10 protein-coding genes are annotated in these 13,536 nt (G+C 66.6%); 4 read left to right on the forward strand and 6 right to left on the reverse strand.

Annotation, left to right across the window (positions count from 1 at the left end; translation table 11 throughout):
* Positions 1–31 precede the first annotated feature (31 nt).
* Positions 32–1,318, forward strand: a complete 1,287-nt coding sequence (locus BW11_RS08255; RefSeq protein WP_258231288.1) for an ABC transporter substrate-binding protein — start codon at positions 32–34, stop codon at positions 1,316–1,318.
* A gap of 104 nt (positions 1,319–1,422) precedes the next feature.
* Here the strand turns inward: BW11_RS08255 and BW11_RS08260 are convergent, their stop codons facing one another.
* The 5 genes from BW11_RS08260 to BW11_RS08280 form a co-directional block, all read right to left on the reverse strand.
* On the reverse strand, positions 1,423–2,328 hold the full coding sequence (locus tag BW11_RS08260; protein WP_375137653.1) for a DUF4392 domain-containing protein: 906 nt from the start codon (positions 2,326–2,328) through the stop codon (positions 1,423–1,425).
* 34 nt (positions 2,329–2,362) lie between these two features.
* Positions 2,363–4,225 carry a biotin carboxylase N-terminal domain-containing protein gene (locus tag BW11_RS08265; RefSeq protein WP_140445224.1) on the reverse strand — a complete coding sequence of 621 codons (1,863 nt, stop codon included), beginning with the start codon at positions 4,223–4,225 and terminating at the stop codon, positions 2,363–2,365.
* Position 4,226: 1 nt separating this feature from the next.
* Complete coding sequence (locus BW11_RS08270; RefSeq protein WP_140445223.1) at positions 4,227–6,047, reverse strand: urea amidolyase family protein; 1,821 nt, start codon at positions 6,045–6,047, stop codon at positions 4,227–4,229.
* Positions 6,048–6,049: 2 nt separating this feature from the next.
* On the reverse strand, positions 6,050–6,814 hold the full coding sequence (locus tag BW11_RS08275) for a LamB/YcsF family protein (protein WP_140445222.1): 765 nt from the start codon (positions 6,812–6,814) through the stop codon (positions 6,050–6,052).
* A gap of 75 nt (positions 6,815–6,889) precedes the next feature.
* Positions 6,890–7,693, reverse strand: coding sequence for a putative hydro-lyase (locus BW11_RS08280; protein WP_140445221.1), 804 nt, complete (start codon positions 7,691–7,693; stop codon positions 6,890–6,892).
* Positions 7,694–7,873: 180 nt separating this feature from the next.
* Here BW11_RS08280 and BW11_RS08285 point away from each other — a divergent pair, with 180 nt between their 5' ends.
* The 3 genes from BW11_RS08285 to BW11_RS08295 all read left to right on the forward strand — a co-directional run bounded on the left by BW11_RS08285 (position 7,874) and on the right by BW11_RS08295 (position 11,490).
* On the forward strand, positions 7,874–8,830 hold the full coding sequence (locus BW11_RS08285; protein WP_140445220.1) for an aminodeoxychorismate lyase: 957 nt from the start codon (positions 7,874–7,876) through the stop codon (positions 8,828–8,830).
* 63 nt (positions 8,831–8,893) lie between these two features.
* Complete coding sequence (locus tag BW11_RS08290; protein WP_258184594.1) at positions 8,894–9,379, forward strand: chorismate mutase; 486 nt, start codon at positions 8,894–8,896, stop codon at positions 9,377–9,379.
* An 11-nt stretch (positions 9,380–9,390) separates the two neighbouring features.
* Positions 9,391–11,490, forward strand: a complete 2,100-nt coding sequence (locus BW11_RS08295; RefSeq protein ID WP_140445219.1) for a hypothetical protein — start codon at positions 9,391–9,393, stop codon at positions 11,488–11,490.
* A 10-nt stretch (positions 11,491–11,500) separates the two neighbouring features.
* Here the strand turns inward: BW11_RS08295 and BW11_RS08300 are convergent, their stop codons facing one another.
* A complete protein-coding gene (locus tag BW11_RS08300; RefSeq protein WP_308810428.1) occupies positions 11,501–12,988 on the reverse strand; it encodes a sugar porter family MFS transporter in 1,488 nt (495 codons plus the stop codon).
* Between the last annotated feature and the right edge of the window lie 548 nt (positions 12,989–13,536).

Here is a 13,536-nt window from a genome sequence, read left to right on the forward strand (position 1 = left end):
GAGAGGAACGTGATGACGTATGAGGAAGAACATGACGAACACGAGGAAGACGATGCGATCGATGAGATCGCGTGCGATGACCGTTGCGGCGCTGGTCGCGGCGGCGTCGATGGCGCTGGCGGGCTGCGGCTCGTCGTCGACCGGCGCATCCGGCGCGTCCGGTGACTCGGGCAAGCAGAGCGCGTTCGTGGCGGCCGGCCTGTTCCCGTCCACCGGCTCGATGGCCTACATCGGACCGTCGAACGTGGCATCGCTCAAGCTCGCCGTCGAGGACATCAACGCGGCCGGCGGCGTGCTCGGCAAGGACGCGACCTCGGTCACGGCCGACACGTCCGACGCCGACCACGCCGACCAGAACACGTCCGCGGCGCAGTCGGTGATCTCGAAGAAGCCGTCCGTCGTGGTCGGCCCGCCGTCCAGCTCCGTCGTCAAGAACAGCTACAAGCAGGTCGTCACCTCCGGCGTGCCGATGATCTCCAACGGCGCCACCTCCACCGCGTTCAGCGGTCTCGACGACAAGTTCTTCCGCACGATTCCGCCGGACACCGTCCAGGGCGCGGTGCTGGGCCAGATCATCGCGCAGGACGGCATCAAGAACCTCGCCATCGCGGTGTTCAACGACGAGTACGGCACATCGCTGCGTGACGTCGTCGTCAAGACCGTCGAGGCTGCCGGCGTGAACGTCGTCTACGGCGAGAAGGATACGTTCGATCCGACCGAGACGAACTTCTCCTCGATCGCCACCGCCGTCAAGGCCTCCAACCCGGACGCCGTGCTCGTCATCGCGTTCGACCAGACCGTCTCGCTCGTCAAGGCGCTCAAGACCGCCGGCATCGACACGCACAAGCTGTACATGACCGATGGCAACACCGTCGACCACTCCGCCGACTTCGACGCCGGCATGCTCGAGGGCTCGACCGGCACCATCCCGGGCGCCCACCCGACCGACGCGTTCCAAGAGCGCGTCAAGGGCATCGACTCGAAGGTCAAGGACTTCACGTACGCGGCCGAAACGTACGACGCGGTCATACTGGCGGCGCTCGCGGCCCAGAAGGGCGGTTCGGCCGACGGCGAGACCGTCGCGAAGAACCTGCCCGCGGTCTCCGGCGTGTCCGGCGGCGAGAAGTGCGATTCGTACAAGGCGTGCCTCGCCCTGCTGAAGGACGGCAAGGACATCCAGTACTCCGGCCAGGCCGGCATCGGCCCGTTCAACGACGCGCACGACCCGTCCACCGCCTCCATCGGCGTGTACAAGTTCGACGCGTCCAACAAGCCGGTCTTCGATCACGCGCAGGAGGGCTCTGTGCCCAAGGCGTGACGCGGCGCCAGCAGCATCGCACCTGATACCTGATATAGGAAGGCGTCCGAAGCGGTTATAGGCCGTTTCGGACGCCTTTCGCGTGTGTTATGCGGCGGTGATCGTTACGCGGCCAGGGCGCTCAACGCCGCGATCTCGGCGTAGTAGCGCTCCGGGTCGAGACCGTCGACGGTGGCGACGTTGGTCATGTGCACGCCGTCGAGGCCGCCGTGACTGACGATCGTCTCCAGAGTCGCGCGATGCCAGTCGGCCTTGAGATACGGTTCGATCTCCGGACGGCCCATCGCGCGCATCGCGCAGACGAGCGCGTGCGCACCCCAGTTCGACGTGCCGGAGACGATCAGCTCGTCGGTCGGCACCCGGCAGGCGATGCGCTCGCCGTGATCCACCACGCCTTCGATCGCATATTCGGCGACGCGCCCCATGCCGATCTCGTTGCCGCCGTCGCCCACGCCGATCGTGTGCAGCTGCATCTGCGTGAGCCGGCTTAAGGGGGCGGTCCATTCGCTGATATCGACGCCGCGCATGTTGCGCGGACGGCCATCGCGGGCCGGGCCGACCCGTTCGATGTAGATCAGCGTGTCGATCCGCTCGGCCTTCGCCAGGTCGATCACCCCGTTCATCCAACCGTCGAACCGCTCGCGCACCGGTGCGATGAGCACGTGATCGTCGGGCAGCATCGCGGCGGCGCTCGGGCGGATCACCGGTTCGCAGCATTCGTCCGTGACCAGCCACGCGTCACCGCCGATCGCGCGCAACGCCATGCACATCTCCAACGCACCCAACGGTCCGTCGGTCTCCGCAGCCGGCCGGTCGGCCTGCGGAATGTAGAAGCCGGTGACGACCAGCGCGCGCGCCGGCCGGCCCGTGACCAGCTGGCGCGCCGCGCGGAACAGATCGCCGCGCGAGAACGTCATCAGGGTTTCGGAGCCGCGGCCCACGTCGCGGCTTGCGAGATTGGCGATGCGTGCGATGCGCGGGTAGAACCTCCAGCTTGCGATGCTCGCGATCGACGACGTATTGGCATCCATGACTGCTCCTCTCTCAACAGTTCGGCACGACCTCGCCGAGCACGTCGTCGAACCGGACCGCATCGCCCGGCTTGGCCTTGCGATGCACGGTTCCCGCGATGGGTGCGGCGATCTCGGTCTCCATCTTCATCGCCTCGACCACGACCACCGGATCGCCCTCGGCGACGGTCGCGCCGTCGTCGGCGAGCCAACGCACCACCGTGCCGGTGATCGTCGAGGCGATCGCGCCGGCGGGACGGGCGGCGTCGGGAGCGTTGCCGGTGGCCGCTGACGGTCCCGCAAGACCTGCGATCAAGTCGGCGCCGGCTGCCTCGGGCAACGCTCCCGCCATGTCGATAAGCCCGGCCAGTCCGGCCGGCACGCCGAGCCGCATGCGTCTGCCGTCGAGTTCGATCCACATCGTCACGTTCCTCGGCGCGACGCCGCGCGACTTCGGCGAACCGCTCGCCAAGGTCGCGGGGTCGACATGCGGCAGCAGCACCTCCTCGATCCAGCGCGTGTACACGCGGAACGTACCCGGTTCTCCGCCGTCAGCGTTGTCGTCGCCGATCGCCGTGAAATCCGGGTCGGCGAGCACCCGCTCGTCGAACGCCTTGACCGTCGGCACGCCATCGATCTCGAGCTCGGCCAGCGCGCGGCGGGCGCGCACGAGACACTCCTGACGCGTCGGAGCCCAGACGATGAGCTTCGCGAGCATCGAATCGAACTGATCCGGCACGATCGAACCGGCCGCAATCCCCGTATCGAAACGAACGCCCGGACCGCTCGGCGTACGCAGCGATTCGACGACACCCGGGAACGGCACGAACCCGCGCGACGGATCCTCCGCGTTGATGCGGAACTCGATCGCATGCCCGTGCGCCGGAATCGGGACGACGCCGTCCGCGGCGATCACATCGACCATCTCGCCGATCGATGCGCCCTCGGCGATCGCGAACTGGGCGGCGACCAGATCGACGCCGGTCGTCACCTCGGTGACCGGATGCTCGACCTGGATGCGCGTGTTCACCTCCATGAACGACATCGTGCCATCCGGATCGACCAGAAACTCCACGGTCCCCGCGCTCGCATACCCGGCGCGCTCGCAGATCGCGACCGCGGCCCGTTCGAGACGTGCCGTCGTCTCCGGCGGCAGGAACGGTGCCGGTGCCTCCTCGATGAGCTTCTGATTGCGACGCTGCAGCGAACAGTCGCGCGTGCCCACCGCCACGACCCGTCCGCCTAGGTCTCCCAGCACCTGCACCTCCACGTGACGCGGGCGGGCGAGGAACCGTTCGATGAAGCAGTCGCCGTTGCCGAACGCGACCTCGGCCTCGTGCGTGGCCGACAGGAACGCCTCCTCGACGTCCTTCAGCTCGTGGACGACCTTCAGCCCGCGCCCGCCGCCGCCGTACACGGCCTTGATCGCAAGAGGCAGCCCGTGCTCGCGGGCGAAGGCGACCACCTCCTTCGGATCATGGACGGGCGCGGTGGTGCCGGGGGCCATCGGCGCCCCCACTTCGGCCGCGATGCGTCGCGCCTCCACCTTGCTGCCGAGCATGCGGATGGTTTCGGGGCTTGGCCCGATCCACGTCATTCCCGCATCGATCACCGCCTGCGCGAAATCGGCGTTCTCGGACAGGAACCCGTATCCGGGGTGGACTGCGTCGGCGTGTGCCTTGCGTGCCGCCGTGATAATCGCCCCGATATTGAGATAGGTGTCCTTCGACGTTTCGCCACCCAGCGCGTACGCCTCGTCGGCGAGGTGCACGAACAGCGCGTCGGCGTCCGGATCGGCATACACGGCGATGGCCGTGCGTCCGGTGTCATGGCATGCGTGGATGATGCGGACCGCGATCTCGCCGCGGTTGGCGATGAGGATTCGATTGAGACGCATATCATGCGGTCCTTTCTTCAGAGTGCTTCTCTTTAGCGTGCCTCCGGGCTGCCGTGTGTTTCACGGCGAACCGTATCCGGGCGCCGGGCGGCAGCTGCCCCGCGAGGTCGAGTGCGGCGCGCGTCAGCACGGCGATGACCGGGTAGCCTCCGGTGACCGGCTGATCGCGCAGGAACAGCACCGGTTGCCCGCTGGTCGGCACCTCGATCGCGCCGGGAAGCGTGGCCTCGCTGGCCAGTTCCCGGCAATCCCTGCGTTGCAGCGATCGCGCGCCTTCCAGGCGCAACCCCACGCGATTCGACCGCGCGGTCACGGTCCACTCCTGATCGAGGAACGTGGCGATCGCGTCGGGGGTGAACCAGTCGTCGCGCGGCCCCATCGTGACGGCGAGCGTCGTGGCCGGGCCGTTGACGCGAGGCAGGCCGTCCGGCCACGGTTCGGGGAATCCGACGGTGAACGGTCGGACGTAACTGGATGTGGAAGGTGTGCTGACGGTTCGTATTGCCAGCAGCTGCCCCGGGCGTAAGGGGTTCGGACCGAGATGGCTCATCGTGTCGGTCGAGGCGGAGTCGAGGATCTCCGGGACGTCGAATCCTCCGCGCACGGCCAGATAGTCGCGCAATCCCGCGCGTGGCGTGTCGATCGTCAGGGTTTCGCCGTCGCGCAGCAGGAACGCCTCCTGCCGGGTGACGGAGAACGTTGCCGGATGGCCCGTTGCACAGAAGGCGCCTGCCGTGGTGATGGCGTCCGTTCCGGTAATGGTGATGTCGACGGGAGCCCCGGTCACGGCGACGGTCAGATCGCCATGCGCGACGAACGAGGCGTCGCCGCCCGTGATCTCGATCGCGGGCGTTCCGGCGGGATTGCCGACCAGATCGTTCGCCAGACGGAACGCGCGACGGTCCGCGGCTCCGGAACCGGTGACGCCCATCCGCGCGGCATCGCGTCCCTCGTCCTGGAAGGTGCTCAATACGCCGGGATTGCGCACCTCCAGGGCGGCGGCCACGGGAACCGTCGAAGACGCGTCGGAGCACGTGGTGTGTGCGATGCGGTCATGGCGGTGGCTGTCCGAAGCGGGTGATGTGGTCGTCGACGAGTCGCCGAGCCTGACTCGCGCGCGGACCGGCGTGAATCGCACGGTATCCGCCGGCTTGAGCAGGGCCGGGGGAGTCGCCCGCTCATCCCACATCGGCGTATCGGTCGTGCCGATCAGCTGCCATCCGCCCGAACTGCTGCGCGGATACACGCCGGAGAACGTGCCGGCTAGTCCGACGGCACCCGCGGGCACGGCCAGACGGGGCGATGTTTTACGTGAAACATCGAAGATCGGGTCGCCTCCGGTCAGATAGTCGAATCCGGGGGCGAATCCGCCGAACGCCACCGTCCACGGATGTCCGCTATGCCGGGCGATGACCTCGGATTCACTGATGCCGAGCATCCGAGCCACATCGCCCAGATCCTCGCCGTCGTATACGACCGGAATCTCGACGACACGCGTCGAACCGGCGTGCAGTTCAGGGGCGTCCAAGCGGGCGATGGCATCGCACAGGCGAGCGTGGAAACCGGCGCGCATCGCATCGGGAAATATCGCATCGGCCAGCGGATCGTAGGAGACCAGCACCGTGCGCGCCGCCGGCAGCAGCCCGGTCACATACCGCCACACGGAGTCGGCGCGACCGTCACCCTCACCGTCGGTACCGACCACCGCCGTCGCCGCCCGTTCGATCGCCGCATACAGGCGCAACGTGGCGTCGAGATCGTCGAGTTCGACCAGCACCGCCGCCTCCCCGCACGGCAGAAACCGGGCATTTGTCGCGCTCATCGTCAGGCCGCCGTGAACGCGCGCACCGTCACGCCGTCGGCGATCAGGCGCTCGCGGATCGCATGCGCCATCGCGACCGCGGCCGGCGAATCGCCGTGCACGCACACCGAATCGGCCGCGATCGGCACCACGGTCCCGTCGATCGCGACGACCGTGCCATCCAGCACCATGCGCGAGACGCGTTCCGCCACGACCGCGGGATCGCTGATCACCGCGCCAGGCAGCCGACGCGAGACCAGCGTGCCCTCCGGCGTGTATGCGCGATCGGCGAACGCCTCGTGAAACACGCGCAATCCCGCGGTTTCGGCGATACGCCCGACCGCCGAACCGGGAAGCGTCAGGATGCCCAGTTCGGGATCGATCCCACGAATCGCCTCCACCACGGCACCGGCCTGCGCCTCGTCGGCCACGATGCGGTTGTACAGCGCGCCGTGCGGCTTGACGTACGACACGTGCGTGCCCGCCGCGCGGGCCATGCCCTCCAACGCCGCCAGCTGGTACATCACGTCGGCCGTCAGCTCGTCCGGCGTCTCGTCGACATAACGCCGACCGAATCCGGCCAGATCGCGGTAGGCGACGTGCGCGCCCACCGCGACGCCGTTCGCCGCCGCGTTCTCGAGCGTGCGTCGCATCACGCTCGGATCTCCCGCATGGAATCCGCACGCGATGTTCGCGCTCGACACCACCGTCAGCAGCGCCTCGTCATCGCCCAGCCTCCAGCGGCCGAAACTCTCACCCATATCGCTGTTCATGTCGATGCTCGTCATGATCGCCACGCCTTTCGTCTCGTTTGCCGTCTCGATTGCACCCGACTCGATTGCACCCGACTCGTGAATCCAATCTCACACCATGTAGTCGAGGTCGCGCTTCGACGTGATCAGCATGTGCCCCGGAGCGTGCGTGATCGCGAACGCCGGCCGCGATGCCATCACCGCCGCCTGCGGAGTCACGCCGCACGCCCAGAACACCGGGATATCGCCCTTTTCGAGAATCGGCGCATCGCCGTAATCGGGGTGATCGAGGTCGTCGATGCCGATGGCCGCCGGATCGCCGACGCATACCGGCGCGCCGTGCACCGACGGATAGTAGCCGGAGATGCGCACCGCGTCGGACACCTGTCGCGAGGGGATGCCGCGCATCGAGACGACCATCGTCGAATGGAACCGGCCAGCGGATGCGCACGGGATCGACGTGTCGTACATCGGCACGTTGCGGCCGGCCGTGATGTGCCGGACCGGCACGCCCGCCTCCATGAGCGGGAATTCGAACGTGAAACTGCATCCGATGACGAACGTGACCAGATCGTCGCGCCAGTAGTCGGTGATGTCGGGGGTTTCGGCGACCAGTTCGCCGTGATCCCACACGCGGTACAGCGGCACGTCGGTGCGGATGTCCGCGCCGGGGCAGGTGGCCGGTTCGGTGACGCCCGCCTCCATCACCTCGAGCAGGGGGCATGGCTTCGGATTGCGTTGGGCGAACAGTAGGAAATCGAAGGCGAGCTCCTTGGGCAGGATCATGAGATTCGCCTGGGCATAGCCCTTCGCGATGCCGCACGTCGGACGCACGAGACCGCCGCGAAAGGCGAGTCGCGCCGCCTCGGGCGTCGAGTCGGCGTCGAGATCGAGATTGAGACCTGTATCCTTCATGGCTTCCCTCCTGCTGGATCTATGTATCCGCCACCCTACCGCCGTCATGCGTTACGCTTCGCTCCCGTTTGTGACGCGCCGATTACCGGTGTGCAACGCGATGCGCGCGATTCGAAACATCGCGTGGTTAGGTTTGGTCGCACAACGTGCGTATACGGAAAACGAGAGAGGATGGTTCGCATGGCTTCCATCGTGTTGGCAATGGGCAACGGCAAGGTGCTGTTCGGTGGTGGCGATGCCGCCGACATCGCGGCCGTCCCCGATAGGGACCTCATCACGCTGGCCGATCCGGAGGGGCTCAACATCAACGCGTTCGACCTGAGCGTGCTGCGCGGCGACGGCATCTTCGAAGCGACCACCGTGTGGAAGGGCTACCCGATCTCGCTGGAGAATCATCTTCGCCGTCTCGCGCACTCCGCCGCGCTGATGGACATGCCGGCGCCGAACATCGCGGCGTTCACGCGCGCCGTGGATCTGGTCATCGCCGCGTACGACGATCCCGAACCCGGTCCGCTGCTGCGCATCATCGTCTCGCGCGGACTCGATCCCGACACCGGTGTGGGCAAGGCCTCCGACGGCACGCCCACGGTGTTCATCTTCCTCGACGCCAAGGGGTCGCTGCATGAGATCGACCCGATCACCATGGCCTCGATGACGCGCGGCTACCCGTCCGACATCACCTCGCGTGCGCCGTGGCTGCTCAACGGCGCGAAGACACTGAGCTACGCGTTCAACTGCGCCGTGCACCGCGAGTGCGCGCGTCGCGGCGTGGGCGACGCGGTCCTGTTCACCGAGGACGGCTTCACGATGGAGTGCCCGAACTCATCGATCGTCGCGCGATACGGCGATCTGTTCGTCACCCCGGACCCGTCGATCGGCATCCTCAACGGCACGTCACAGCGCGAACTGTTCGCGTGGGCGATCCAGGAGGGCAGCAGGATCGAATACCGCAAGCTGCCGATCGCCGAACTGCGCGAGGCTGACCGCCTGTACATGACGCACGGCGGCTGGGTCATCCCCGTCAACGAGCTCGACGGCCGTGCGCTCGACTACGATCCGGCCGAAATCGCCGCGATCAACGACGCCATCCACACCGGCCGCACCCACGACGACGCCCTCACCATCGGCCCGAGGTGAGAAGGACCATGCAGGCGGAAAACTGCAGAGCCGCGTCCGCGCCGTTGCGGTAATGTTGGGATTATGAGTGAAACGAGCGACACCACGACGAACGGCAACGCGAACAACGCCGGCAATGGCAGCGGCAACGACAACGAAGGCGGCGACTGGCTGAGCGCCAGCGTCACCCGCAATCCCGGCGAGCATGCGACGGTCATCGACTCCGAGCAGGTCGCCGACGACCCCGAAACCGCCCTGACCGTGGCGAAGATCAAGGCGTTGCGCCAGTCCATCGACAACGTCGACACGGCCATCGTCTCCCTGCTCGCCGAGCGATTCAAGTACACGTCCCAGGTGGGCGTGCTCAAGGCCCGCGCCGGCTTCGCCCCAGCCGACTACAAGCGTGAGGACTACCAGATCGAGCGACTGCATCGCATCGCCGTCGGCGCCGGACTCGATCCGGACATCGCCGAGATGTACCGCGAGTTCGTCGTCACCGAGGCGAAGAAGCGTCACCAGCGCATCGCCGACGCCGGCGGCGACCCGGGTGTCCTCGACGTCTTCGCCTGAGACGAGGCCAGATGAGGAGGCCGATATCCGGTCTTATTCGCGCGTGCGCGTCGACCTGTGCGCTCGCCGTCGTATCATCGCTGGCGTTGGGTGGGGCGATCGGCATCGATACTGCCGCCCAACGTGCCGTGATCCCCTCGATCGACGGCGCCAGCGTCTTCACCGTGATCGATGACGACGGCGAACCCGGCGACCTGTTTCTCGTCGATGCCGGGGATTCCTCGGCATCCGACGGCTCCGGCCGGCCGATCGCCGTCACGCAGGTCGAAGCCGGCAAGCGCGCGATCCCGCTCGACGTGGATGTCACCTATTCCCTCGACGGGCCGAACGTCGACCGTGCGACGATCACCGGCGCGACCGGCGTCGTCGGCGTGCACATCCAGATCCACGAAACCCTCCTTGACGACCTGACCGACGCAGGATCAGACGACTCCCGGCGATTCCTCATCGTCTTCACCGTGCCGACGCGCGTGGCCGACGACCTGACCGTCAGCACCGATTCCTCGATCGTCGGCACGCAAGGCTCGAACACGCTCGTCGCCGCCGTCGTGCGTGCGGGGGAGCAGGTCGACTGCTACATGAACGCGAAGAAGTTCACGATGGGGCAGATCGCCGTCGTCTCCGCGCCGGGGTCCTCGGGCGTATCCGTCGCGTCCGCGCTCGCCGCCGAGGCACAGGCGATGGGCGACGGTTCGGCGACATTCAGTCAGTCAGGACAGTCCGATGCCTCGGGGAAGTCCAAGTCCACCGTGTCCACCGTCGCAGGCGATACCGGTTCCGGCAGATACCAGCATCTCATCGACCAGCTCACCAAGCTGCGCGATCTCGAACGCTCGCTCGCATCGAGCGAAATCGCCAGCAAACAGGCCGATTACGACAAGGCGTTCCACGCCTACATGGCCGCCTACGTCGGCTCGTACACGAATCACCTGTCCGGTTCGATCGGTTCATCCACGCAGCTGACGGCCCTGATGGGCACCGCCGGCGAACTGAGCGGCGACACCCCGCTCGCCAAGGCCGTGCTCGGCGAGGCGAACGCCACCGACGCGCTCGCCTCCGCGCACCAGCACACGGGAGCTGCCGACGCGATCGACCAGGTGATCCGCATGGTCCGCGCGCAGGGGGTCGATGGCCTCGCCGACACGCTCAAACGTCGCGCCGGCGAGGAGGAGACCGAAGGCGCGAAGGAGTATTCGGCCGGCCAGTCGCAGCTTTCGCAGGCGATGATCCCGTATTCGATGGCCTACACCGACGCGTACACGAAGCATCTGAGCGCGTTGACCGGCGGCACGTCCGCCGGCGCGGCATCGCATCTCGACGAGGCGCTTGCCGCGACGGACAAGGAGTTCGCGTCCAGTGGCGCGCATGCAGGCGATACCGCCAAGGTGAACGCCGCCATGTCAGCACTCGCATCCGCCCGCGAACGCACCGGTGCGGCCGCCGCCTACCGTCAGATCACGCTGCGATTCGCCGACGAGTTGAGCGGCGTGGGCGCGGCCTCGGGTTCCGGGACGTCCAATACTACGGGATCGGACGTTTCCGGTGGGAATTCAGGCTTCGGAACGTTGGAACCTGTAGGATCGGACGGGTCGCTTGCGGCTCGTGCCGAGGTCAGGCGGCTGCGCAAGCTGGCCGATGCCGAGCGCAGGGCCGCCAAGGCGTCCTCCGGCGATGTGACCACCACCGTGGTCGACGAAACCTCCACTACAACCGATGCAAGCGATGTGATGAAGTTCGCCGGAGGCATTCCCGGCGCCGGTGGTGCGAGCGGTGCCTCGGGGGAGAAGTCGGGTGAGGACGAGAGCAAGGGCACTGCCGATTCGGCCACCACCTCGGGCAAGTCCGGGGGCGGCAAAGAAGACAAGGCCATTGCCGAGACGGCGAGGAACCGGCTGTCGCCGTACTTCGGCATGGTCGGTATGGATCCCGGTCCGATGCTGGTCGTCGACACCGACGAGCTCATCAACGACACCACCGTGATCTCCGATGCCGGCGAACTCATCGCCGCCGCCCTCGATCAGGGCGCCGACAGGCTGCTGTCCGCCGGTGCCAGCGTGGGTGACGCCAGCGCCACCGTCACCCGCTTCCTTATCGTCGAACCAGGAATCTGACGCTGCCGCTTCAGCGACGGGTCATGTCCTCTTCGATCTCCTCGAGGGACTTGCCCTTGGTCTCGGGTACGAAGTGCAGTACGAACGGGATCGACAGCAGCGAGAACACGCCGAAGATCGCGAACGGACCGCCCACGTTGTTGCCGAACGCGGCGAGCAGCATCAGGAAGAACTGGGAGACGATGAAGTTGCCCAGCCAGTTCGCGGCCGAGCCGAACGAGGAGCCGATGCCGCGCACGGACAGCGGGAAGATCTCGCCGATCAGCACCCAGGCGATCGGGCCCCACGAGACTGCGAAGCCGATGATGTAGAACGCGATGAGGACCATGGTCGGCACGGCGAGCACCGCCACATCGCCCACGAAGTTCATGACGGCGAGCACGGCGAGCGAGACGGTCATCACGATGGAGCCGACGATCAGCAGCTTCTTGCGCGGGAACCTGTCCATGATGAGCGTCGCGATGATCGTGGAGACGAAGTTGACCACGCCGATGCCGACGGACACCCAGATCGCGTTGGCCTCGGGGAAGCCGAATCCCTTGATGAACACCTGCGGCAGGAAGTAGATGACCGAGTTGATGCCGACGAGCTGCTGGAAGAGCATGATGCCGACGGCGGCGAGCAGCGCCGGGCGCGCGATGCGGAACAGTTCGCGCACACCGCCCTTGGTGTCCTGCGCGGCGACCTCCCTGATCTCATCGAGCTCGAGCTGCACCTGCGCCTGATCGACGTCCTTGCGGATAAGGGTCAGCACCTTGAACGCGTTGCGGATGTCGCCCTTGTTGACGAGGTAGCGCGGGGATTCGGGAAGTACGAGGCCGCCGATGAGCAGCAGTGCGGCCGGCACGAGCGCCGAGCCGAGCATCCAGCGCCAGTCGCGCACGCCCAGCAGGTTGTGGCCTAGGAAGCTGAGGTTGGAGGCGTAGGCGAGCAGAATGCCGAACGTGATCATCAGCTGGAAGAGCGTGGAGAGCGATCCGCGGCGCTCCTTCGGGGCGAGCTCGGCGAGATACGCCGGGGTCAGGGCGGATGCGGCGCCGACCGCGAGGCCGAGGATGATACGCGCGGCGACCATCATCAGGAATCCGGTGGCGGTGGCGCACAGGCCGGAGCCGAGCAGGAACAGGATCGCGGAGACGATGAGTAGCTTCTTGCGGCCGAATCGATCGGACAGCGCGCCGATCGACAGGGCGCCGGCGCACGAGCCGATGAGCACGGACGAGGTGATGAAGCCGGTCTGCGAGACCGTCAGGCCGAAGTCCGATTCGATGAGCGGGGACGCACCGGAGATGATGCCTGTGTCGAAGCCGAAGAGCATGCCACCAAGAGCGCCGAACGTGAAGATGAACGCGCTGTTGAGCGGCCAGCGCGTGGACCAGGCGTGCGGTTCATGCTCCGCGACCGCGCTGAGCGCGCCGTCCAGGGTCGCGTTGCGGGCGCGTGTGCTGCTGATGTCACCGTTGGTGGTGATGCCGTCCGTGATATCCGATGCCGTCATCATTGTCCTTTCGTCGTGTTCCGTCCATCGTCGTTGATGAGGTTGCCGCCACAACGAAGAAAGACCTGGGGCGGCGCAAGTCGATACCATGGCGATCAACGGATCTCGCACGGTGATTCCTACGCCGACCCAGGTCTTGCCTCGATGAGTAACAACCCTGATATGTGACGTACCGGCCGTCCTCACTGTCCGCGGCCCGTACGTTGTCGGTGACTCCAACGATACGACCTGAGAGTGGTTCGACACGCCGTAAAACGCGATTTTCAGAAAACGATTACCCATTTTGTTACACGGGTTTTACCGTGCGCGCTCACAGTGCTTCTGTGGGATGTGAGCGTGGGATGTATGTCGTCGCTACACCGATTTGCGCAATCGCGTGGCAGTCCCTCCGTCGCGTGGTAGTTCTCTCCGCAGCGTTCCTCGTGCTCCTTGTGCACTCTCCATGACGCGGTCCCACCTCCCATCGCGCGGTGAATTCCTCATCGCGCGGTGTTTCGCCCATGACGCGGTGTCGCAAAACGGCGTTATTCCGCCGAACTGCAAAATCG

Source organism: Bifidobacterium sp. UTCIF-38, assembly GCF_006454495.1.
Classification (GTDB): Bacteria; Actinomycetota; Actinomycetes; order Actinomycetales; family Bifidobacteriaceae; genus Bifidobacterium; species Bifidobacterium callitrichos.

Coding starts and splice junctions, on each gene's coding strand:
- BW11_RS08255 (WP_258231288.1), top strand. CDS start 32: ATGACGAACACGAGGAAGACGATGCGATCGATGAGATCGCGTGCGATG.
- BW11_RS08265 (WP_140445224.1), bottom strand. CDS start 4,225: ATGCGTCTCAATCGAATCCTCATCGCCAACCGCGGCGAGATCGCGGTC.
- BW11_RS08270 (WP_140445223.1), bottom strand. CDS start 6,047: ATGAGCGCGACAAATGCCCGGTTTCTGCCGTGCGGGGAGGCGGCGGTG.
- BW11_RS08275 (WP_140445222.1), bottom strand. CDS start 6,814: ATGACGAGCATCGACATGAACAGCGATATGGGTGAGAGTTTCGGCCGC.
- BW11_RS08280 (WP_140445221.1), bottom strand. CDS start 7,693: ATGAAGGATACAGGTCTCAATCTCGATCTCGACGCCGACTCGACGCCC.
- BW11_RS08285 (WP_140445220.1), top strand. CDS start 7,874: ATGGCTTCCATCGTGTTGGCAATGGGCAACGGCAAGGTGCTGTTCGGT.
- BW11_RS08290 (WP_258184594.1), top strand. CDS start 8,894: ATGAGTGAAACGAGCGACACCACGACGAACGGCAACGCGAACAACGCC.
- BW11_RS08295 (WP_140445219.1), top strand. CDS start 9,391: ATGAGGAGGCCGATATCCGGTCTTATTCGCGCGTGCGCGTCGACCTGT.
- BW11_RS08300 (WP_308810428.1), bottom strand. CDS start 12,988: ATGACGGCATCGGATATCACGGACGGCATCACCACCAACGGTGACATC.